Here is a 23,183-nt window from a genome sequence, read left to right on the forward strand (position 1 = left end):
CATCTCTTCTTTCTCTGGTATGTATATTTTTTCAATCCTTATCTTTTGCTTGCTGGTCCATCCGATAAATAAAGGCAAATATTTCGGCAACAGCCTGATATAACTCTTCTGGAATTTTTTCGTTAATTGTCAGCTGGCCTAAAAGCTCTACAAGGGAGCGGTCTTCTTGAATGGGAATGTGATGTTCATGAGCCCTTTCGATGATTTGCTCAGCAACAAAGCCTTTTCCCTTTGCCACCACTTTCGGGGCATCTTCTTTAGCGGCTTCATAAGATAAGGCGACAGCTTGTTTTTTTTCCTGGTTGAGACTCATACTTTTAAATCGACTCCTGAATATGGACTAGTTTGTTGGTAAACAGGCGCACGTTTTGTAAGAAAGCCACGATTTTTTTGTTCTTGAACCGATTTCACAACTTTTATATCTGATAAATGATAATGTATGGCTGAGAGGTTTTCTTTTAACGCAGCCCCCAGCTTTTTCGTTAAGGCAGATAAGCATGGATGGTCATTAATGATGGCAATGTTGACAATTCGATTTTGAACCGTCACATCGACAACGGTATCTTTTAGATGAGCAAGGTGTAAATAAAATAAAATTCGACAATAGCTTGGATCAATTTCACCATTCCCTTTTTGACGCCCTTCCCACTGCATAGAGACGTCATATACCTCTTTCCCTAATAACACGGGCAGTTGCATATACATACTTGTCACAGGACCATCCTCTCGTGTTAATAATTGATAACCCGTAATTTTGTGAATAAGAGGATCAACAAGCTCCCGCTCCTCCCCGGAACCATGCTGATGCTGAAATTGAAGCAAAAGCGCCTTCAAAGAGGGAAATTCTCCCTTTAACGCTTTGTCATCCCCGCTCTTAAAATACTGATTGATTTCTCTCTCATGCTCTAGTCCTAACGATTGTAAAATATACTTAAAAGCTTTTGTCAGTTCTTTTGCTTCGTTTACCTCTCCCAGCCCTTTTTCCCCTCTCAAAAGGGCGGGATTTTCTGCTGCCGCCTTTTCCTGATTGGTTAAGCCGGTGAGTCCAGAAAGAGTGCCGCCAACTTCTGTTCCCTTTTCCCATTGCAAAGGGAACAGAAGGCGGCTTATAGCCTCCTTCAACTGCAGCTCTTCCCCCGTTAATGCCTGTTTATTTTCCAAAAAGGAAAATAGTGTTTGCAGCTGCTGCGTAAATGACGATCCGTCATGCAAAGAACGAATCGATAAAAAAATTTCCTTTGTAAAAGGAAGTTTCATCTTAATTATTTGCTCAATGGCCTGAAAATCTGAATCGGCCTTTGAGCCGGAAGACAGCCAATCAGAAATCGCCGGCATTTCCTTTTTAGGTAAAGGAAGGCCTTTTTCTGTCAGGGATAGCACCAGCTTTTCATTGATCTTTGTTACCGGTAAATGCAGCTCTTTGAGCAAGGGCATGACGTTTTCTCCCTCCACTGCCAAGCTTTGAGGAGTTGTCAACACCTTCAGTTGCAGCTGGCCATTTACTTTTGGTCGTACTTCAAACCAGTAAGCGGTATGGTTCATAAGTGGAGCATGAAGCTTGGCAACTAAGGGGGATCCGTTAAACTCCACAACAGCTGTTTGATTAGGAAACAGCTTGATCACTTTCCCCCTTATGATATCTCCAGGAGCAAACTCCACTAATTTCGCTTGACTCCCATTCACATAATGAAATAACTTGTCAACAGAAGAGAGAATCACACTATATCCCTCCTTTTGGATATATCAATTTTCCACCATATTTTTAATAGGAGCAAAAGATTTTCGATGCTCCTTTAAAACCCCATACTGCTCTATAGCCTCTAAATGTTGTTTCGTTCCGTATCCCATATGTTTTTCAAAACCATATGGCGGATATTTCTCACCTAATTCTTTCATCATTCTATCACGGGTCACTTTCGCTACAATGGAACTTGCGGCAATCGAAATACTTGTTGCGTCCCCTTTTATGATGGATTGCTGTGGAATAGGCAGCGGCAAGGCCATTGCATCAATCAATAAATGTTCCGGAGTAACCGGAAGCTTAGAAACAGCGTTCATCATCGCTTTTTTTGTAGCTTCATAAATATTGATTTCATCAATAACTGCTGCCGATATAATTCCAACGCCTATCGCGACCGCTTGTTTTTTAATGGCTACATAGTATTCTTCACGCTTTTGTTCACTCAGCTTTTTGGAATCCGTAACACCCGGCAAGTAAAAATCTTTCGGCAAAATGACGGCTGCCGCTACAACAGGCCCTGCAAGCGGGCCTCTGCCCACTTCATCCACACCGGCAATAAATTGAACGTTTTGCTCATATAGGGCTTCTTCATATGTCCTCATTTCGTAAAACTGCTGTTTTAATTTTTCTTGTTCAACAAAAAATTTTAATTTTTGAGCGAGAAGCTTTTGAACACCTTTTCGCCCATCTTTTTCACACTCTTTAAAAAACGGATCTTCACATGTTTCAACATTTGCTAATAGCTGTTTTATTTCTTGAATCGTTTTTTCCATATGTTTCACTCTTTCTTAATGTAAATATCGGTCATTCCTAAAAAAAGATAATATCCAATCTTTTATCTTAAAAACGGGATTAAAGAAAATGAATCTGAAAAGGACCTTTTATGTTATCTCAGGCAAGCTAACATAAAAGGTCCTTTTTAAGCGGCATGAGTTCACGGCCTGGTATTAGGCCTCCGGCTCATCATCTTCTCTATAGTCTTCAGGGTGTTCGAATGACAAATGTCCCAGTTTTTCCGAGCGAATCTCTCTTAGCACGAGTTCGGCCGTCTTATCATAATCGGTCATCCCTCCTGACACTATGCACCCTCTTTTTTTGCCGATGGCATCAAAAAGCTCCACAATGTCTTCAGGAATCTCCGTTAAACTGTAACGTTCTTTTAAGTTGTCGGGATAATGGGCAGTCAAAAATCTTAACGCATATACAGCCACATCCTGGAGATTTAGGATTGTATCTTTAATCGCCCCTGTTGTGGCAAGCTTCAAACCGACAAGTTCATCTTCGAATTTTGGCCATAAAATCCCCGGCGTGTCGAGCAGTTCTAATTCCTTTCCGACCTTGATCCATTGCTGTGCTTGAGTAACCCCTGGACGATCGCCTGTTTTCGCAATATTTTTATTGGCTAATCGGTTAATTAACGTTGATTTTCCAACATTGGGAATTCCAACAATCATAGCACGAATAGCACGCGGATTCTTAATTCCTTTTGCCTGCATGCGATCAAACTTTTCCTTTAAAATCTCTTTGGACATAGAGACAATCTGCTTCATTCCTTTTCCGGCCTGAGAATCGATAGCAAGTGCCGGAATGCCTTTTGAACGGTAATATGCCAGCCATTTCTCCGTTATTTCTTTATCCGCTTTATCTGCTTTGTTCAGCAATACGAGTCTTGGTTTATTGGAGATAATCTCATCAATCATCGGATTTCTGGATGATTGAGGAATTCTCGCATCGACTAATTCATACACGATATCAATTAATTTTAGCTTTTCCGTTACTTGCCTTCTTGCTTTGGCCATATGTCCCGGAAACCATTGAATCGCCATTTTCATCACCTACTTTTCATCTGCAAGATCCTCTTAGTCTGCACGGAGGCGGTCCCAAAGGTGTAAACACCCACCTTTGGGACCGCCCCACGAAATGGAATATATCCGGTTTAGATACATGTAAACCTGCCCACTTTACCGAACCATCCATTTCACCTTTAAAAACTTCCGCTGTTTTTAAAGTGGCCTGTAAGTTCGTCCTTTATTCTGCTATACGCGCTTCAGAAAGCGGCCAGTACACAATGCTCGTCTCTCCTAATACTTCATCTATTGAAACAAAGCCGATTTGGCGGCTGTCTTTACTATAACGGCGGTTATCTCCCATGACGAATAAATGGCCTTCCGGTACCGTCGTTTGACCGCCTGTAATGTCCTCCAATTTAAAATCTTCCGTAAGAGGACCATCAATGACCTGTTTTTTATATTCGTCTAAATAAGGCTCTTTATAAGCTTTGCCATTCACATAAAGAACATCATTTTTATACTCGATGTGGTCGCCTGGAAGCCCAATAACACGTTTTATGTAATCTTTATGCGCCTCCGCGTGAAACACAACAATATCAAAACGCTCAGGTTTGCCAATTTTATAGGAAAATTTGTTTACAATCATTCGGTTTTGATCGTGCAATGTTGGCATCATTGACAGACCATCTACAACAATCGGTGCAAATAAGAAATAACGAATAACAGCTGCTAACAAAACAGCAATAACAATGGCTTTTACCCATTCAAAAAATTCACTTTTTCCTCGGGCCATCCTTGAGTCCCCCAACCATTATGAAGTCTAGCTATATTGTAACCGACGAGAATAACTTTTTAAACTCACATTTATCACAAAATGAACCTTCCATCAGCAGGATCTTCTCCATTCCCAATGATGGTTATTAGTCGAAAAATACGATCCTCATAGGCAGTAATTCCCCGCTTGGCTCTGCCTGAAGTAAAAATTCCACTCCCCGTTGGAGCAGGGCAATTTGAAAAAAGGAGCTTGTTTAACAAGCTCCCTTCTTATCATTATCGAATTTCTTTGATACGTGCCGCTTTACCGCGAAGGTTACGTAAGTAGTAAAGTTTCGCACGACGTACTTTACCGCGACGAATTACTTCTAACTTCGCAATTTTTGGCGTATGAACCGGGAATGTACGCTCAACACCTACACCGTAAGAGACCTTACGAACTGTGAATGTTTCGCTGATTCCACCACCACGACGCTTAATCACAACACCTTCAAAAATCTGAATACGCTCACGGTTACCCTCAACAACTTTTACGTGTACACGTACAGTGTCTCCAGGACGGAATTCAGGAAGATCTGTTCTTAATTGTTCTTTTGTGATTTCTGCAATTAATTGTTGCATCGCTTAATTCAACTCCTCCCACAGATGCTCATGTAGACTTGTGTCATTACAGCGGAACATCGTTTTACCGACATCAGCAAGAAAACCTGCCTCAGTCACAAGGAATATCTTATCATAACCTGAAACGAGATGCAATATCCTTGAATAAACTTTTCAATTCAGAAGTTCAAGGGTAAGCAAACGTTCTTTTTAGTGCAAAATGGATCGTTAACAAAAACCCCTGGTTTTATTTCAGTTAACATGGCGGTCCATTTTAAGAAGGCAGCTTAAAGGAGTGACTCCCCCTTCTTTAAGCCGCCCTCTTTCTTGAATTCCTCGATCCATTTACGCTGTTTATCATTAAGCTCTAACATTTTTAACATATCGGGACGGCGCATAAAAGTACGCTTCAATGATTCCCGTTCGCGCCATTCATCTATCTTTTTATGATCACCTGAAAGCAAAATATCAGGCACTTTTATCCCGCGAAAATCAGCTGGTCTTGTGTATTGAGGATGTTCCAGCAAACCTGTACTGTGAGAATCATGAAGGGCTGAAGTCTTGTTCCCCAATACATCTGGAAGCAAGCGTACAACACTGTCGATCACGACCATCGCTCCAAGCTCTCCCCCGGTCAACACATAATCCCCAATTGATATCTCATCTGTTACGACATGCTCTCGAATTCGTTCATCATATCCTTCATAATGACCGCAAATAAAGATAAGATGTTCTTCCTTTGCAAGTTCTTCTGCTTTTTTTTGCGTGTATCGTTCACCTTGAGGACACAGCAAAATAACACGCGCGTTGTCCGAATGAGTTTTCAAATCCGCCACTGCATCGAAAATTGGCTGTGGCTTTAATACCATGCCTGCTCCGCCGCCATACGGATAATCATCAACGGTTTGATGCTTGTTGTCAGCATAGTCTCGAAAATTTACGACATTAAATACAACTGCCTCTTTTTCTTGAGCCTTTTTTAAAATGGATTCACCCAATACTCCTGTAAACATTGAAGGAAATAAGGATAATACATCAATTCTCATTAGTCCAATAACCCTTCCATCACGTGGATTTTCACTAGTTTATCTTCTATATCGATCTCTTTTACCACATCTTCGATATACGGCAATAAAAGATCTTTTCCACCCTTTCGCTGAACGACCCACACATCGTTTGCACCAGTAGATAAAATTTCTTTGATTTTACCAATTTCTTCTCCTGCTTCTGTCACAACACGGCAGCCGATAATTTCGTGATAATAAAACTCACCTTCTTCAAGTTCCTCGAGCTGACTCTCGGGAATTTTAATGATGCCATCCTTAAACTGCTCTACTTGATTGATGTTGTTGTAACCTTCAAAGGTTAATAAATCAAATGATTTATGCTGACGATGACTGGCCACAATCACTTCGACCGGCTCTTCATGCTTTTCTTTAAATATGTATAATTTATTACCTGGTGTATAACGTTCCTCGACAAAATCCGTTTTCGAGATAACACGGACTTCTCCCCTTACGCCGTGAGTATTCACGATTTTTCCGACATTAAACCATTTTTCCATTTGCCATTCACCTCTAACGAATCTCCACAATTATTCCGTCTTTAACAATAATCGTTTTGGCAGCATTGACATCTTCCCAGCGATCGCCTACTTTAACGTCCGCAACGCCTTCCATTTCTTTTTCGACTAACTCACTGCCAACAGGCAGCTTCTGCAATTGATCCATTTGAAAATCCAAGATGCGGATTTTCTCAAGACGACTTTCCTGCTCTTTCTCAAAGCGTGATTCAAGTAAAGAGGAAGACCATTTCTTATTTTTCTCTATCTTTTTCATTTGAAACCGCAATTGATCAATTTCTTTATGCAATTGCTCTTTTTGCTCTTGAAAACGATTGAATAAAGCATCCTTGCTTTTCTCCGTCAATATTTGCTTGACAATAACCTTTTGAAGCAATCTCATTCTCTCTCCTCCTATACATTCAAGTATAGTAGAGAAAATTTGAAAACGCCAAGGTTTTAAAAAGGTTAATAAAAAAAGGGGAGGTTTCCCCCTCCCCTTTTTAGCCGCTAATTTCGACATATACTCTTTTGTCATGTTGAGATGCTGCTGAGCTGACAACAGTTCGAATAGCTGTTGCGACCCGGCCTTGTTTCCCGATCACTTTCCCTATGTCGTCAGGGTGAACAGTAAGCAAATATGTCACTTTTTGTTCATCCGCTTTTTCGATAATATGCACATGGTCTGGGTAATCAACCAGGGCCTTTGCAATCGTCTCAATTAATGATTTCATCTGAGTATGATTACTTGCTTAACTTTGCGTTATGGAATTTTTCCATAATGCCTTGTTTAGAGAAAAGGTTACGAACTGTGTCAGATGGTTTCGCCCCATCCTGTAACCATTTAAGAGCCAATTCTTCATTGATGTTAACTTCAGCCGGTTGAGCTACTGGATTGTAAGTACCAACTGTTTCAATGAAACGTCCATCACGTGGAGAACGAGAATCAGCAACTACGATACGATAGAAAGGAGATTTTTTAGCTCCCATACGTTTTAAGCGAATTTTAACTGCCATTTTAAAAAGCACCTCCGAATATATTTCACACAAGATAATATGATAGCAAAAACCTCAAATAGTTGTAAAGGTTTTTTTCTTAACAGTTTATTTTTTAAATGGATAAATTTCCATTAACTGCTTCCAATTTGAATATAATGCCTGACATTAAGACATAAACGGGAATTTGAATCCTTTTTTCTTACCTTTTGTCATGTTTGTCATTTGCTTCATCATCTTTTTCATGTCTTCAAATTGCTTTAACAAACGGTTGATCTCTTGAACTGGTCTTCCGCTTCCTTTCGCAATCCTTTTTTTACGGCTTCCATTAATGATTTCAGGACGAAGCTTTTCTTCTTTTGTCATTGAGCGAATGATGGCTTCTACATGGGCAATTTGTTTTTCGTCCACTTGAAGGTCCTTCAGCCCTTTGATTTTGTTCGCACCAGGCAGCATTCCAAGCAGCTCATCAAGCGGTCCCATTTTTCGGACTTGAGCCAACTGGTCTAAAAAATCCTCAAACGTAAATGAAAGTGTGCGAAGTTTTTGTTCCAGCTCTTTCGCTTTTTCTTCATCTACTGATGCCTGCGCCTTTTCAATGAGGGTTAATACGTCTCCCATGCCTAAAATACGGGATGCCATACGTTCCGGGTGAAATGGCTCTAAAGCGTCCATTTTTTCACCAAGACCGACGAACTTAATGGGTGTATTCGTTACGGCGCGAATCGATAAGGCTGCCCCGCCTCGCGTATCACCATCTAGCTTTGTTAACACAACACCCGTTAAGCCAAGTTGATTATTAAAGCTTTCGGCTACATTGACGGCATCTTGACCGGTCATGGCGTCTACTACAAGGAAAATTTCATGAGGTTTAGTGAGTTCTTTAATTTGCTGTAACTCGGCCATTAAATTTTCATCAACATGCAAACGACCGGCTGTATCAATCAATACGTAGTCGTAATGCTGTTCTTTTGCATGGGCGATAGCTTGTTTTGCAATCTCTACAGGATTGACTTGATCACCCAGGGAGAAAACAGGCATGCTGAGCTGTTTTCCTAGTGTTTCTAATTGCTTGATCGCGGCTGGACGATAAATGTCGGCTGCAACAAGCAAAGGATTGCGATTATATTTTTTACGTAAAAGATTGGCAAGCTTTCCTGTTGTCGTTGTTTTACCGGCCCCTTGCAAACCGACCATCATGATGACAGTCGGCGGCTTTGTCGCAGCAGCAATTTTGCTTTGCTCTCCACCCATTAGCGCCGTTAATTCTTCTTGTACCACTTTTACAACTTGCTGGCCAGGTGTTAAACTTTTTAACACTTCCTGTCCAACAGAGCGCTCATTGACACGCTTGACAAAGTCTTTTACGACTTTGAAGTTAACGTCCGCTTCCAATAAAGCAAGACGAACTTCGCGCATCATTTCTTTTACGTCTGCTTCCGTTACTTTACCTTTTCCTCGTAACCTTTGAATCGTACCTTGCAATCGGTCGGCTAATCCTTCAAATGCCATTTATGCCGCCCCCTACTCTAATTTCTCAAGCGAATCAATGAGGGAAAGTAATGTTTCATCTCCGCATTTACTCGTCTGAAGAGTCTCTTTTAACTGCCGTAAAATGCGTTGACGGTCCTGAAACCTTTGAAACAAAAGCAGTTTCTCCTCATATTGTTCGAGCATTTGCTCAGTTCGTTTGATGTTATCATAAACAGCTTGACGACTAACATCATACTCTTCGGCAATTTCACCAAGGGAATAATCGTCCAAATAATAAAGGGACATGTAGCTGCGCTGCTTTGGTGTTAACAACGATTGATAGAAGTCATATAAATAATTCATTCTTGTCGTTTTTTCAAGCATACACCGGCCCTCCCGTGTTAAGTGAATTGCCTTTACAAGTAATTAGTCTACATATTTTATTTTATGTTGTCAAGTTTTTTTCTTAACACTCACCTTAAATGGAGACATTAAGGGTCCGGTCCTAAGCATGCGAGCCCCCCTTTACGCGAACGGTCTCGCATGCTTAGAAAAACAAAAGGTTTATTCCGTTTGTTCTTCCGCTTCGACCATATTGGCAAACAAGCCGTACACATATTGTTCTGAATCGAATTGCTGCAGATCGTCCATTTTTTCGCCGAGCCCGACGAATTTAACAGGGAGGCGAAGCTCGTTGCGGATAGCAAGGACGATACCGCCTTTAGCTGTGCCATCAAGCTTTGTTAATACGATACCCGTTACGTTTGTCGCTTCGGAGAATGTCTTTGCTTGACTCATGGCATTTTGGCCGGTTGTGGCATCAAGAACGAGTAATACTTCATGTGGAGCTCCTGGAATTTCACGTTCAATGACACGTTTTACTTTTTCAAGCTCTTTCATTAAGTTGACCTTATTTTGAAGGCGTCCCGCAGTATCACATAGCAACACGTCCGCTTGGCGCGCTCTCGCTGCTTGAATAGCATCATACATAACCGCTGCCGGATCGGAACCAGCTGACTGTTTGACAACATTCACCCCTACTCGTTCTCCCCAAACTTCAAGCTGTTCAATCGCACCGGCACGGAATGTATCGCCCGCTGCCATAAGAACGGATTTTCCTTCTTGCTTAAATTTATGGGCAAGCTTGCCGATTGTCGTTGTTTTCCCAACGCCGTTTACGCCAACGAACAGGATAACGGTTAGATCGTCCTTTTGCATATTCAGCTCTGATAAATCTTCTTCTCCTGCTTCATAAATTTCAACGAGTTTCTCAGAAATGATAGCCTGTACTTCTTTTGGATCTTGAACGTTGCGGCGCTTTACTTCCATTTTTAATTCATCGATTAAATCCATAACTGTCGCAACGCCCACATCAGCGCCGATCAGAATTTCTTCGAGTTCCTCAAAAAAATCTTCGTCCACTTTGCGATAGCGCGCTACAAGGTCATTCATCTTTCCGGTAAATGAAGTACGTGTTTTTTCAAGCCCATTCTTGAATTTTTCTGTTACAGAATCGGTTTGCTGTGTGATTTTCTCTTTTAAACGTTTAAAAAAACTCATGCTATTCATCCTTTCTTACTGTGCATATTCTTTTGACTCTTCCATTCGAACAGACACCAGTTTGGATACACCAGACTCCTGCATTGTCACACCATATAAAACATCCGCTTCTTCCATTGTCCCTTTGCGATGGGTGATGACAATGAATTGTGTCTCATCGCTGAAGTTTCGCAAATACTTGGCAAAGCGCTGTACATTTGCTTCATCTAAAGCGGCTTCGACCTCATCCAGTACACAGAATGGTACAGGACGTACTTTTAAGATTGAAAACAATAGAGCAATGGCAGTCAATGATCGCTCACCGCCAGATAAAAGACTTAAGTTTTGAAGTTTCTTTCCAGGCGGCTGTGCGATTATATCAACACCTGTACGCAGCAAGTCTTTTGGATCGGTTAAAACTAAATCTGCTCTTCCGCCCCCGAACAACGATTTAAATACAAAGTCAAACTGTTCTTTAATACTATAAAATGTCTGAGAAAAGCGTTTTTTCATTTCCTCATCCATTTCTTCGATAATTTGATAAAGAGTATTTTTCGCTTCTTCCAAATCATCTTTTTGAGAGCTTAAAAAGTCGTATCGTTCTGAAATCCGATCATGCTCATCGATGGCCCCAATATTGACAGTGCCAAGCTCTTCAATCGCAAGCTTGACTAACTTCATTCGTTTGCGGGCTTCCTCAATACCGATTTCGAGTTTATGAGTTTGTTTGGCGCCTTCAAAACTTAATTGATATTCCGCACTTAATCTCTCAAGACGGTTGTCAAGCTCCACTTCAAGTCGGTTTATTTTCACTTCTTCATCTTGTAAGGCTTGGACCACTTGTTTGTGCTGTCTTTTTAGTTCCTTTGAATTATTATCAAGTATTTCAACTTGCTCTTGCAGCTTGACACGCTCTTCGCGGCGATTCGTTAATCTATCCGCTAATTCGTTTTTCTCCTGCAGCTTTTTCTTTGCCGCTGACTCAAGCTGGGATTCCCCGGAATCATTGTTAGTCATCTCACTTGTAAGCAATGATAAATCTTCCTGCACTTCTATTAAGCGCTTTTCTGTTTGTTCCAATTCAAATCGAAGCCTTTCAAATTTTTCGCGCTGGTTCTTCAATACTTCCTGCTTACTTGCAAGGACAACCTTTAATTCGGTCAATTCGTTTTGAACAGTTTCTTTTGAAGTCTGCTGCTCGCTTTTTTGTTTTGTAACCATTTCGATTTCATGCTCGATGGCGCCCAATTTCATTGAGCTGTCTTCAATCGTTGATTCCAGTTCTTTTAAACGGATGTGAATGCGCTGCTTATCCGAATCAAAACTTTCCATTTCATGATCATATAAAGAAAGACGATCATTCAATGTTTTTTCTTCCAATTCGATTTGACGCACTTCTGTTTTTAAGTCCTGATGTTTTGTGCGCAATTCTTCTCCCGCAGATTGGGATAGCTGAATATCTTGCTCCAGCGCTTCCATTTGCCCTTTCAGCTCTTTCACTTGTGTTTCAAGCTGTATCGTTTTTTCTTCCATCTCACCCAACTTTGCTGTCATGTTCTCAAGCTCCCGCTGACGCCCTAAAAGGGAGTTTGTTTTTTGTCTGACCGTACCGCCCGTCATTGAGCCGCCCGGATTTACCACATCTCCCTCAAGTGTGACAAAACGATAGCGGTGCTGAACATATTTAGCAAGTTCATTTGCTCCTTGCAAATCTTTGGCGATGATGACCGTCCCTAATAAACTGCCGATTACCTGCTGATATTTAGAGCTGAATGAAATCAACTGTGAAGCTACCCCAACGAATGAATCATGCTGCTGCAGCAAGTGAAGGTGGGAAGAGGAAAGCTGCTTTTCCCTGACGGTGGATAACGGCAAGAATGTCGCTCTGCCATAGGAATGACGTTTCAAAAATTGAATGGCAGAACGGGCGCTTTGCTCATCTTTTACCACAATATGCTGGGTTGCAGCACCAAGGGCAATTTCAATGGCCGTCTCATATTCTTTCGGGACTTGAATCAACTCAGCAACCGCTCCTTCAATGCCTTGAAGCCGTTCATCACGCGCTTTTAGTACTTCCTTTACACCCTGGAAATAACCGGCGTAATCCTCTTGCATTTCTTCCAACATTTCTTTCCTTGACTTCGTCTGCTGTACATATTGATATGCTTGATAAAGCGTTGACTCTTTTTTACGATACCGCTCTCGTAACGTCTCAAGCTGCTGTTGCTTTTGTCTAAAAGAATGGATAAACGTTTCTAATTCAGTTGTACAAGCTGTTAGTTCAGACGCTAACTTCTCTTTTCTTTCTGTTAGCTCCTGCCTCTCCTGCAGAAACTTTTGATTGGAAGCACCCAATCGCTGTTGTCTCTCCTCATTTTGGATGATTTGCTGCTCCAAAAATGCTTTTTCGTTTCGTGCAGATGTTTGTTCATTCAGCAGCTCAAAATAATCGCTTTTTAACTGCTCCAGCTTTCCCTCTAAATTTTCGCTGTATGTCGCAAATAAAGATTGTTTCTCTTGTAAAGCCTGTTTCATCTCTACAACTTCTGTTTCATAGATTTTCAGAAGTTGATATTCTCTTTCTTTTAATTCTGCCAACTCAATTGACTTTTGTTGGTACTCCCCGATCAACTGCTCTAGCTGTTGTTTATTTTGCGCAGCATTTTTCTTCCGCTCTTTTAACACTTCTTTACGGCCTTCCAGCTTCTCAAGCTCTTGACTTGTTAAAAGCAAACGCTGCTGTACGGCATGCAGATCTTCATCAATCACTTGAATTCGGGAGCGAAACTCTTCAATTTTCGATTCACGTTCTTGAATATTATTGGATAGAGACGACTCGAGGGATTGATGCTCTTCAAAAAGCCGCTTTAATTGTTCCCATTTTTGATGCAGCTCTTCAATCTCATACACCGTCACAGCTATATCGATTTTTTTGAGTTCCTCTTTTTTCTCTATGTAATCCCTCGCAATGGAAGCTTGAATTTTCAACGGTTCTAACTGCCCTTCGATTTCATGCAAAATATCCATCACACGGTTTAAGTTTTCCTGTGTTTCAATTAACTTAATCTCCGCTTTTCGTTTTCTCGTTTTATATTTTAACACACCAGCCGCTTCTTCAAAGATGCTTCTTCGTTCTTCTGCCTTATTGCTTAAAATCTCTTCAACTTTCCCCTGACTGATAATAGAAAAAGCTTCTTTTCCTAATCCGGAATCCATAAATAAATCGATAATATCTTTTAAGCGGCAAGGTTGTTTATTAATCAGAAATTCGCTGTCCCCTGATCGATAGACACGACGGGTAACACTGACTTCATGATAATCAATCGGTAGAAATTGATCTTCATTTTCTAATGTAAGGGTTACTTCTGCCATATTGAGCGGTTTACGGGTATCGCTGCCGGCAAAAATGATATCTTCCATTTTCGCACCGCGCAGTGATTTAGCGGACTGCTCCCCCAAAACCCATCGAATCGCATCCGTAATGTTACTTTTTCCGCTTCCGTTTGGACCGACAACGGCTGTGACGCCCTGTACAAAGTCGACGGAAATTTTCTCTGCAAACGATTTAAAACCTACAATGTCCAACCGTTTGAGGAACATATACATTCCTCCCTCAAGTTTTCATTCCTGACTGTTTGTTGCCAAACCAAATATATTCATCTGAAATATTCTAAAAGAAACCGCCCTTTCCTTTTATATCATTCACTACGAAGAAAGGTGCGGCTTCTCTTATTTCATTCTAATGGGCGGTCACGCACCGCTTCTTTAAGCGGGGCATCACCACCCATTAGCACCTGATTGGTTCAACTCAGCATCTATTTAAGCTTAAGAAGCATTCATTGATTTTAATTTAGCAATGGCTTCTTGCGCTGCCTTTTGTTCAGCTTCTTTTTTAGAGCGCCCTACTCCGGTTCCTAACACCTCGCCATTCAGTGATACGCGAGATACAAATTCCCGATTATGAGCAGGACCTTTTTCTTGCAATACTTTATATTCCAATTGACCAGCACCATCTCTTTGAACCATTTCCTGTAATTGGCTTTTGTAATCCATCACATGAGAAAAAGCACCTTCATTGATCTTCGGAAAGACAACCTTTGATAAAAAATCATTGACGGTCTCAAGACCTTTGTCAAGATAAAGCGCTCCTATGAAAGCTTCGAATACGTCAGCCAATAAAGCCGGACGCTCTCTTCCCCCTGTCATTTCTTCCCCTTTTCCGAGCAAGACAAGCTGTCCAAACAAAAGCTCATGGGCAAACGTAACAAGGGAAGGTTCACATACAATCGCAGCTCGCAGTTTCGTAAGCTCCCCCTCGCTCATAGTCGGATATTTTTTAAACAAAAATTGGGATACTGTAAGTTCCAACACAGCATCTCCCAAAAATTCCAGGCGTTCATTATCTTCATAAGGTCTTCTGCGATGCTCATTCACATAGGATGAATGTGTAAAAGCTTGGATTAGCAACGCTTCGTTATCAAACGTAATGCCAATCCGCTCTTGAAACTTTTTAAAATTTTGCTTTATTTTTCCACCTAAACGCCGCTCACGGCCAATGTAATTCTTAGGCATAAGTACCTCCACTTCTATCCTGCAACAAAAGTTCAACATCTATGTCTAGCTGCGGCTCCAAAAGCTACATTCTACGGTCACTTCACCGCCTCCCGCGAAGTCAAAAAGCGACTTCTCGTCGGCGGTTCCAGTTCCCTATGAGCATAAACGAGCTTGCTCCACTTTTCTTTACTTGTCCAGCTTCGCAAGCTATGCTCTACGGTCACTTCACCGCCTCCCGCGAAGTCAAAAAGCGACTTCTCGTCGGCGGTTCCAGTTCCCTATGAGCATAAACGAGCTTGCTCCACTTTTCTTTAACATATACCATTATAAAACGTCTTTGAAAAAAAGATACGGTTTGTTTATAAAAATAAAGGATTTTTTTCATTCCACCCACGTATGTTACCAACAAAAAATATAACAGACACGTTAGGCTGTTGAATAATAAACAGGTTCATTTGTACACTTTCTGTATCCTGACCTTTTAGGGTCGTGTTCAATATGCTAAGGAAATCACCTAATTGAAACATATCATTTCTCTTCCATGAAAAGCAAATACGGCCCATCAAAAAGCTTTTTAACAGCAGAGAAAGCCCCGTTGAATAACGGGGCTTCAAAGCAGATTATACAGCTTATTGTTTGCTCTGTATGTAATTAACAGCATCTCCAACTGTTGCAATTTTTTCTGCATCCTCATCAGAGATTTCCATGTCGAACTCATCTTCAAGTTCCATTACAAGCTCAACAACATCAAGGGAATCTGCACCAAGGTCATCTTTGAAGGAAGACTCAAGTTTCACTTCACCTGCGTCAACACCAAGACGGTCTACAATGATTTTTGTTACACGTTCTAAAACGTCTGCCATTATCCTTCACCTCCCCTCAAGCTATTATAGATGATTTCTGTTAAAAATACTAGGACAGGTCCAAAAGAGACCTTTGTTACATAACCATTCCACCGTCAACACGGAGCGTCTGCCCTGTCATATAGCGGCTGCCTTCAGAGGCTAAGAATGAAACGACATGCGCAATATCTTCCGGCTCGCCAAAGCGGGCAAGCGGAATCTGCTTCAGCATTTCCTGTCTTACATCTTCCGGTAACTTATCTGTCATATCCGTCGTAATGAATCCAGGGGCGACCGCATTGACCGTGATATTACGGCTCGCCAACTCTTTCGCTGTTGTTTTCGTCAAACCAATAACACCAGCTTTTGCTGCTACATAGTTGGCTTGGCCCGCATTGCCGCTCACCCCAACAATGGAAGCGATATTAATGATGCGGCCGTTTCGCTGTTTCATCATTTGGCGAGTAACAGCTTTCGTACAAAGGAAGACACCTTTTAAGTTGGTCGAAATAACATCGTCCCATTCATCTTCTTTCATACGCATTAATAAATTGTCACGTGTAATGCCTGCATTATTCACTAAAATGTCCAACGAGCCGAATGTCTCAACGACTTGCTTCACCATATTTTGTACAGAGTCTGCGTCGGCTACGTTTGCCTGAATGGCAATAGCCTCACTGCCCAATGCCTTGATCTCATCCACTACTTCTAACGCTTTCGCTTCACTTCCTGCATAGTTGACCGCCACTTTAGCGCCGAGTTTGCCGAGTTCAAGAGCAATGGCTCTGCCGATTCCGCGTGAAGCACCTGTCACAAGGGCCGTTTTTCCTGTTAACATGATTTCTCCTCCTTTATCGCTTCAATCGTTTGATTCATAGACTGTAAATCATAGACTGAAAAGACATTGGCACGGCGATTAATTTTTTTAATAAGTCCAGCCAATACTTTTCCCGGACCAATTTCAATAAACGTATCTACTCCGTTATCCAGCAAAGTTTGGATGGACTCTTCCCAACGTACAGGAGAATACAATTGCTCTACTAGTCGCTGCTTAATTTCACCCTTCGTTGTCATCGGCTCTGCCGTTACGTTCGAAATAACAGGGACCTCCGCATCAGTGACCGTCACCTCATTCAACACTTGTTCAAGTTTTTGAGCTGCCGGCTTCATTAAGCTGGAATGAAACGGTCCGCTCACAACAAGAGAAATGGCTCGCTTGGCCCCTCTTTCCTTCGCAAGGGCAGACGCTTTTTCAACTCCTGCCGTTGTTCCGGAAATCACGATTTGACCAGGACAGTTGATGTTTGCCAATTGAACAACATCACCTTGATTGGTAATTTCATCTGTTACTTCTTTTAACGCCTGTGCTTCCATCCCTAGAATGGCCGCCATCGTTCCTTCTCCTGCCGGAACTGCTTCATCCATAAACTTCCCGCGCAGATAAACAGCTTTCACTGCATCAGGGAAAGAAAGGGCACCTGCCGCTACAAGTGCACTATACTCTCCTAAACTATGACCTGCTGTATAGTCCGGGGCAATGCCTGATGTTTTAAATTGTTCCAACATCACCATGCTCGTTGCCAAAAGAGCAGGCTGCGCATGGTATGTAAGCGTCAATTTTTCTTGCGAACCGTTAAAAATAATGTCTGTCAGTTTAAAGCCAAGGACGTCGTCCACTTGGTTATACATGCTCCCAGCGACTTCATATTGGTCCGCAAAGTCTTTTCCCATCCCCACCGTTTGAGAACCTTGCCCTGGAAATACAAACGCTAACTTCCCCATCATTTTCGCTCCTTTATCCTGTTCTAACGGGCGATCTCCTGTTGATAGAGGCTTCACCCTATACAGTTTCAATTTGAAACTTTTCAATTGCTGCTTTAATCGTTTGCGGAACTTGTTGTTCTACCATATTGACCGCTTGCTTAACAGCATTGAAGACCGCTGTAGCATCTGACGATCCATGTGCCTTGATGACAGGTGCTTTTAAACCGAATAAGCCAGCCCCGCCGTATTCGCTGTAATCCATTTTCGATTTCAACCCTTTTAACTGAGGTTTTAAAACGGCTGCAGCCATTTTGCTTTTAAAGCTGCTTGTCAATTCTGCTTTTAACATGGAGAAGATCGATAAAGCCGTTCCTTCGATCGTTTTTAAAGCGATGTTACCTGTAAATCCATCGGTCACCACCACATCAGCTACTCCATTTAATAAGTCTCTTGATTCAACATTTCCAGCAAAATTCAAGTTAGCTTCTTTTAAAAGCTGGAAGGTTTGCTTCGTTAAATCATTCCCTTTTTTATCTTCTGTTCCAACATTTAAGAGACCAACACGCGGGTTGGTGATTCCTCTTACTTTTTCCGCATAGATTGCCCCCATAATGGCATATTGGAGCAAGTGTGTTGGTTTCGCATCAACATTTGCCCCTACATCCAGCATTAAAAATCCTTTTCCATCTAATGTTGGCAAAGTCGGAGCTAAAGCCGGCCTTTCGATGCCTTCAATTCGTCCGACCACAAACAGCCCTGCTGTCATTAAAGCTCCCGTGTTCCCAGCGGAAATACAAGCGTCTGCCCGACCTTCCTTTACTTCGTTTGCCATTAAAACCATTGACGCATTCTTCTTTCTTCTAACTGCACGAACGGGTTCATCGGTTGCTTCAATTACTTCTTCTGTATGTATAATATCCACTCGCTCCGATGATTGCAAATGTTGTTTGATTTGCTCTTCATGGCCAATAAGTGTAATGTGTAAATCAGGGAAATGTTGAATGGCTTTTGCTGCCCCGGCAATAATTTCTTTTGGAGCATTGTCGCCTCCCATTGCATCAATTGCGATTCTCATGCTGCATCTCATCCTTTTTTACATTTTTTGAACGGTACATTTTAAATCGGCCGGAAAATACCAATTCCTGTCCAACAAAACTATTAACTTCTACAATCGTACGACCGCTCTCTTCTTCCATCCCTTTCACTTTGGCCTTTGCTACTACACGCTCACCGAGTCTTACTTGTTGATGGAAATGGAGAGAGGCATCCGCAGTTAAAGCCAGTTCGTCATTAATCACAGCGACGGCAAGCGAATTCGCTTGCGCAAATAAATGATGTCCGCGCGCGATTTGATTTCGTCTGAAGACATGTTCTTCCCTTACATCAAAGATAGAAATTGCCGAATCATCTAATTCCAGGTCAATCACTTCCCCAATGACTTCTTCTAACGGCAATGAACGAACTTCCGTCTGAAGCTGCCTTGACGCTACATGTTTAATGCGTTCACGAAGTTCGGGAATGGATAATTCAAGACGATCTAACCGAATCGTTTGAACACTGACCGAAAAGCGTTCTGATAGTTCTTCGTCCGTAACAAAAGGATTTTCTTCAATCGTTGCTTTTAGGAGCCGCTGTCTCTCCTTTTTATTCCGTTTCATTATTCACCATCCGCACTTTTAATACTAGGTACTAATAGCAGTATATAATCATTAAAACTATTTTGCAACCATAATTTTTTAAATCACTGAAGTTTAGATGGATCATTTTAATTTTCTTAAGGGAACGTGCAAAAAGCCGACCGCCCCTTCTATTTAACGGGATAGTCGGCTTTTTATGAAATAGAAAATACTTATTTGCAAGTCGTTAATCGAGCTTTTCTCCATTTAGTGCTCCTGTGTCTTCCAAATAAGAACGCAGTAGTGCATACTGCTCTTCTTTCCAAAAAGACTCTGAGTTGACAAGAAGAGCCGCGTCATCACGCGCCACTTCCAATGCACGATAATCATGAACCATATCGGCTACTTTAAAATCGGGCAGTCCGCTCTGTTTTCTGCCAAAAAAGTCTCCTGGCCCGCGAAGCTCAAGGTCTTTTTCCGACAAAACAAACCCATCGTTCGTTTCAGTCATAATCCGCATTCGTTCTTTTCCATTTTCCGACTTCGGGTCTGCCATCAATACACAATAAGACTGCTCACTTCCGCGCCCTACGCGGCCGCGCAATTGATGAAGCTGGGAAAGACCGAAACGTTCCGCATCATAAATCAGCATGACTGTTGCATTTGGAACGTTGACTCCAACTTCAACAACAGTGGTAGAAACGAGAACCTGGACATCATTTCCACTAAACTGATGCATGACGGCTTCTTTCTCTTCGGCCGAGAGACGGCCATGCATCAGACCTATTTTCCACTTCCCATGGTAATGCTGGGTTAAGGTCGCATGAACGTCAATTGCATTTTGCACATCGAGTTTATCGGATTCTTCAATAAGAGGACAAATAACGTATGCCTGTCTACCATGCGAAAGCTCTTTATCAATGAATTGCAAGATTCTCTCGAGCATGTCGTGCTTCACCCAATAAGTCTCAATGACTTTACGGCCCGCCGGCATTTCATCAATGATCGAGACATCCATTTCGCCAAAGACGGTAATGGCGAGTGTTCTAGGAATTGGGGTAGCTGTCATAAATAACACATCAGGATTTTCTCCTTTTTCCCGCAGTACCCTTCGCTGCTCCACCCCAAAGCGATGCTGCTCATCCGTTATGACAAGGCCAAGCTTATGAAACTGGACTTCGTCTTGAATTAACGCATGTGTGCCGACAACGACGTGTACATCACCGGCCTGTACTTTTTCCAACAATTCCCTACGCGATTTTCCTTTCACCGAACTTGTTAATAAACCGACCCTCACCCCCACTTTTTCAAGCATGGTTTGCAAAGACTGAACATGCTGTTCCGCTAAGATTTCGGTTGGAACCATGAGCGCTCCTTGATATCCGGCTAAAACGGTCGCATACAACGCGATGGCAGCCACAACCGTTTTCCCTGATCCCACATCTCCCTGCAGTAATCGATTCATTCGATAAGGGGATTTCATATCCTTTGCAATTTCGGTCACTACACGTTTTTGTGCATTTGTAAGCGGAAACGGCAGCGTTTGAATAAATGCTGCAAGCTGACCGGAATCAAATCTTTGTTCAATCCCTGGAGCTTGCTCCCGTTCCATTTTTCTTAACGCCTGCATTTTTAGCTGAAATAATAAAAATTCTTCGTAAACAAAACGACGGCGTGCCTGTTTTAGCTGCTCATGGCTTTGCGGCAAATGGATGGCCTTTAAAGCTTCTTTGCGTTCCAGCAGCTTGTAGCGCATCCTTATAGCAGGAGGAATCATATCGTCAATATGTTCACTATATTGCTTTAAGGCAAGCGAAACGAAGCGCCTTAACCCTTTCACGGTCAAATCGCCTTTCGTCGAATAAATCGGGTCAATCTCTTGATTGCGCTTAAACGGAGAAAACTGCAATTCTTGAACCGTAATAGCCTGGCGATGCTGATCCCATTTACCGGTCACCGTGACCGTCTGCCCCATTTCCAATTTGGTCTTGTAATAAGGACGATTAAAACAAATGACGGTAATTAAATAACGTCCCACGAGCAAACGAAATGTTAATCTTGAACGTTTCTTCCCATAATAAGCGAGAGAAGGCTGACTATGAACCTTCCCTTCTACTGTTGCTTTCTCTTCATGCTTTACTTCAGCCAAGTCCTTTAGCTGATAGTCTTCATACCTAAACGGAAAATACTCTAGTAAATCTTGAACAGTATGAACCCCTGCCTGCTGCAAAGACTGAGCGGTTTCTTCACCAATCCCTTTTATAGACGTTACAGGAAACTGTTTTAAATTACTCACCTTTTGTTAACGGTATACCAAAGATCTTCGCTTCCAGCTCCCGACCTGTTGGTGTTGCCGCCAAACCTCCTTGTGCTGTTTCTTTTAATGCGACCGGCATCGTTTGGCCGATTTTAAACATCGCATCAATGACCTCATCGCACGGGATACGGCTCGTTATGCCCGCAAGCGCCATATCTGCTGCAACCATGGCGTTAGCGGCTCCCATTGCGTTTCGCTTTACGCACGGCACTTCCACTAATCCCGCTACCGGGTCACATACTAATCCTAACATATTTTTAAGTGTTATGGCCATTGCTTCGGCTGCTTGGGACGGCGTTCCGCCTGCCATTTCCACAATTGCCGCTGCCGCCATGCCGCTTGCCGATCCCACTTCGGCCTGACATCCTCCTGCCGCACCTGAAATGGAGGCGTTATTTGCCACGACAAATCCAAACGCACCTGACGTAAATAAAAACTCAATCATCTCCTGGCGTGTTGGATTTAGTTTATTTTTTACCGCAAACAAGGTCCCCGGAACCACTCCCGCCGAACCAGCCGTCGGTGTAGCACAAATCGTCCCCATTGCCGCGTTCACTTCATTTGTGGCTACCGCTTTGCTGACTGCATCCAAGACGAGTTCTCCAGAAAGCGATTTTCCACTTTTAATATAGTTTTGCAAAAGGACAGCGTCTCCGCCCGTTAAGCCTGAAACCGAGTGTACGCCTTTTAATCCGCGTTCAACCGCCTGTTCCATGACCGTTAAATTTTGGTCCATCTTCCGAATGATTTGTTCTCTTGAAAGACCCGTTACATCCATCTCTTGCTGAATCATAATCTCGGCAATTTTGACATTTTTACTTTCCGCCAGCTCTACCAATTCCGCCACATTACGAAACATACGCTTCTCCTCCCAGTTGCCTATTCAACCATTCTCATTACTTGTGAAATGTTTGGAAGCATTTTGATTTCTTCCATGACCGCTTCATCGATATTTTGATCGGTTTCAATAGCCATCAAGGCTATTTCCCCTTTTTCTTTACGCGACACTTCCATATGACCGATATTGATGCGATACTTTGTTAAAAGGTTGGTTACTGACGCAATCGCTCCATAACGGTCATTATGAACGACAAGGATAGCCGGATGTACACCTGACAGTTTTAAATCAAATCCGTTTAACTCCGTAATTTGAATTTTTCCGCCACCGATTGAAATCCCCACGACCTCGATTGTCTCATTTTCATCCGACATTCTGACTCTTGCTGTATTCGGGTGGTCCGTAATTGCATCCTCCTCAATGAAAACAACTTCGATTCCGGCTTCCTTTGCCAGTTTAAGAGACTGCGGAATTCGCGGATCATACGTGTCAAAGTCTAAAATACCGCCGATGATCGCTACATCCGTCCCATGCCCTTTGTACGTTTTGGCAAATGATCCGTATAACGATACAACAATTTTCTTTGGTTGTCGGCCAAACAGTGTTCTTGCAACCCGGCCAATGCGAGCTGCTCCGGCTGTATGCGAACTCGAAGGTCCAATCATAATTGGACCAATAATATCAAACACTGATTTATATTTCATTGCATTGTCTCCTCCGTTCTTGTATTACAAGCAACTTACAGTCTAATAGATTTTGGTCTAATCACCGCAACAAT

The 23,183-nt window shown here is 42.2% G+C and carries 25 protein-coding genes; all 25 read right to left on the reverse strand.

The features are described 5' to 3' along the window. Nucleotides 1-31: 31 nt before the first annotated feature. On the reverse strand, nt 32-313 hold the full coding sequence (locus tag ACFOU2_RS03415; protein WP_377912204.1) for an EscU/YscU/HrcU family type III secretion system export apparatus switch protein: 282 nt from the start codon (nt 311-313) through the stop codon (nt 32-34). Next, a complete protein-coding gene (locus ACFOU2_RS03420; protein ID WP_377912206.1) occupies nt 310-1,719 on the reverse strand; it encodes a hypothetical protein in 1,410 nt (469 codons plus the stop codon). Before ACFOU2_RS03420 ends, ACFOU2_RS03415 begins: the two co-directional genes overlap by 4 nt. Nucleotides 1,720-1,743: 24 nt before the next feature. Then, entirely contained in the window at nt 1,744-2,514 is a 771-nt protein-coding gene (locus ACFOU2_RS03425; RefSeq protein WP_377912208.1) for a ribonuclease HII, read from the reverse strand. A gap of 174 nt (nt 2,515-2,688) precedes the next feature. Continuing rightward, the gene (ylqF, locus tag ACFOU2_RS03430; RefSeq protein ID WP_377912210.1) at nt 2,689-3,567 is read right to left on the reverse strand and encodes a ribosome biogenesis GTPase YlqF; all 879 of its coding nucleotides are present in this window, start codon (nt 3,565-3,567) and stop codon (nt 2,689-2,691) included. A gap of 202 nt (nt 3,568-3,769) precedes the next feature. Continuing rightward, nucleotides 3,770-4,324 (reverse strand): signal peptidase I, encoded by a 555-nt coding sequence (lepB, locus tag ACFOU2_RS03435; RefSeq protein WP_377912212.1) that lies wholly within the window; start codon nt 4,322-4,324, stop codon nt 3,770-3,772. 257 nt (nt 4,325-4,581) lie between these two features. Beyond that, nucleotides 4,582-4,926, reverse strand: coding sequence for a 50S ribosomal protein L19 (rplS, locus tag ACFOU2_RS03440; protein ID WP_377912214.1), 345 nt, complete (start codon nt 4,924-4,926; stop codon nt 4,582-4,584). Between the two features lie 266 nt (nt 4,927-5,192). Further along, nucleotides 5,193-5,951: a tRNA (guanosine(37)-N1)-methyltransferase TrmD gene (gene trmD, locus ACFOU2_RS03445; protein ID WP_377912216.1), complete on the reverse strand. Its 759-nt coding sequence runs from the start codon at nt 5,949-5,951 to the stop codon at nt 5,193-5,195. After that, the gene (gene rimM / locus ACFOU2_RS03450) at nt 5,951-6,469 is read right to left on the reverse strand and encodes a ribosome maturation factor RimM (protein ID WP_377912218.1); all 519 of its coding nucleotides are present in this window, start codon (nt 6,467-6,469) and stop codon (nt 5,951-5,953) included. The genes trmD and rimM overlap by 1 nt, the downstream gene beginning before the upstream one ends. 13 nt (nt 6,470-6,482) lie before the next feature. Further along, entirely contained in the window at nt 6,483-6,869 is a 387-nt protein-coding gene (locus tag ACFOU2_RS03455; protein ID WP_377912220.1) for a YlqD family protein, read from the reverse strand. Nucleotides 6,870-6,969: 100 nt separating this feature from the next. Then, complete coding sequence (locus ACFOU2_RS03460) at nt 6,970-7,200, reverse strand: KH domain-containing protein (RefSeq protein ID WP_377912222.1); 231 nt, start codon at nt 7,198-7,200, stop codon at nt 6,970-6,972. Between the two features lie 10 nt (nt 7,201-7,210). Continuing rightward, the gene (gene rpsP / locus ACFOU2_RS03465) at nt 7,211-7,483 is read right to left on the reverse strand and encodes a 30S ribosomal protein S16 (RefSeq protein WP_377912224.1); all 273 of its coding nucleotides are present in this window, start codon (nt 7,481-7,483) and stop codon (nt 7,211-7,213) included. 147 nt (nt 7,484-7,630) lie between these two features. Beyond that, the gene (gene ffh / locus ACFOU2_RS03470) at nt 7,631-8,974 is read right to left on the reverse strand and encodes a signal recognition particle protein (RefSeq protein ID WP_377912226.1); all 1,344 of its coding nucleotides are present in this window, start codon (nt 8,972-8,974) and stop codon (nt 7,631-7,633) included. Nucleotides 8,975-8,986: 12 nt separating this feature from the next. Further along, nucleotides 8,987-9,319: a putative DNA-binding protein gene (locus ACFOU2_RS03475; protein WP_377912228.1), complete on the reverse strand. Its 333-nt coding sequence runs from the start codon at nt 9,317-9,319 to the stop codon at nt 8,987-8,989. A gap of 180 nt (nt 9,320-9,499) precedes the next feature. Then, on the reverse strand, nt 9,500-10,495 hold the full coding sequence (gene ftsY, locus ACFOU2_RS03480; protein WP_377912230.1) for a signal recognition particle-docking protein FtsY: 996 nt from the start codon (nt 10,493-10,495) through the stop codon (nt 9,500-9,502). A 15-nt stretch (nt 10,496-10,510) separates the two neighbouring features. After that, entirely contained in the window at nt 10,511-14,074 is a 3,564-nt protein-coding gene (smc, locus tag ACFOU2_RS03485; protein ID WP_377912232.1) for a chromosome segregation protein SMC, read from the reverse strand. A gap of 225 nt (nt 14,075-14,299) precedes the next feature. Then, nucleotides 14,300-15,046, reverse strand: a complete 747-nt coding sequence (gene rnc, locus ACFOU2_RS03490; protein WP_377912234.1) for a ribonuclease III — start codon at nt 15,044-15,046, stop codon at nt 14,300-14,302. Between the two features lie 77 nt (nt 15,047-15,123). Then, nucleotides 15,124-15,252, reverse strand: coding sequence for a hypothetical protein (locus ACFOU2_RS03495; RefSeq protein ID WP_377912236.1), 129 nt, complete (start codon nt 15,250-15,252; stop codon nt 15,124-15,126). Nucleotides 15,253-15,657: 405 nt separating this feature from the next. Then, nucleotides 15,658-15,891: an acyl carrier protein gene (acpP, locus tag ACFOU2_RS03500; RefSeq protein ID WP_377912238.1), complete on the reverse strand. Its 234-nt coding sequence runs from the start codon at nt 15,889-15,891 to the stop codon at nt 15,658-15,660. Nucleotides 15,892-15,967: 76 nt separating this feature from the next. After that, nucleotides 15,968-16,708 (reverse strand): 3-oxoacyl-[acyl-carrier-protein] reductase, encoded by a 741-nt coding sequence (fabG, locus tag ACFOU2_RS03505; protein WP_377912240.1) that lies wholly within the window; start codon nt 16,706-16,708, stop codon nt 15,968-15,970. Further along, nucleotides 16,702-17,652, reverse strand: a complete 951-nt coding sequence (gene fabD, locus ACFOU2_RS03510; RefSeq protein ID WP_377912242.1) for an ACP S-malonyltransferase — start codon at nt 17,650-17,652, stop codon at nt 16,702-16,704. The genes fabG and fabD overlap by 7 nt, the downstream gene beginning before the upstream one ends. A gap of 58 nt (nt 17,653-17,710) precedes the next feature. After that, nucleotides 17,711-18,709, reverse strand: coding sequence for a phosphate acyltransferase PlsX (gene plsX, locus ACFOU2_RS03515; RefSeq protein WP_377912244.1), 999 nt, complete (start codon nt 18,707-18,709; stop codon nt 17,711-17,713). Beyond that, complete coding sequence (gene fapR, locus ACFOU2_RS03520; protein ID WP_377912246.1) at nt 18,693-19,292, reverse strand: transcription factor FapR; 600 nt, start codon at nt 19,290-19,292, stop codon at nt 18,693-18,695. The genes plsX and fapR overlap by 17 nt, the downstream gene beginning before the upstream one ends. Before the next feature lie 205 nt (nt 19,293-19,497). After that, nucleotides 19,498-21,546 (reverse strand): ATP-dependent DNA helicase RecG, encoded by a 2,049-nt coding sequence (gene recG, locus ACFOU2_RS03525; RefSeq protein ID WP_377912248.1) that lies wholly within the window; start codon nt 21,544-21,546, stop codon nt 19,498-19,500. Next, nucleotides 21,539-22,426, reverse strand: coding sequence for an L-serine ammonia-lyase, iron-sulfur-dependent, subunit alpha (gene sdaAA, locus ACFOU2_RS03530; protein ID WP_377912250.1), 888 nt, complete (start codon nt 22,424-22,426; stop codon nt 21,539-21,541). Before sdaAA ends, recG begins: the two co-directional genes overlap by 8 nt. A gap of 20 nt (nt 22,427-22,446) precedes the next feature. After that, nucleotides 22,447-23,109: an L-serine ammonia-lyase, iron-sulfur-dependent subunit beta gene (gene sdaAB / locus ACFOU2_RS03535; RefSeq protein ID WP_377912252.1), complete on the reverse strand. Its 663-nt coding sequence runs from the start codon at nt 23,107-23,109 to the stop codon at nt 22,447-22,449. Nucleotides 23,110-23,183: the final 74 nt, after the last annotated feature.

Source organism: Bacillus songklensis (assembly GCF_042649685.1).
GTDB lineage: Bacteria > Bacillota > Bacilli > Bacillales > Bacillaceae_H > Bacillus_BA > Bacillus_BA songklensis.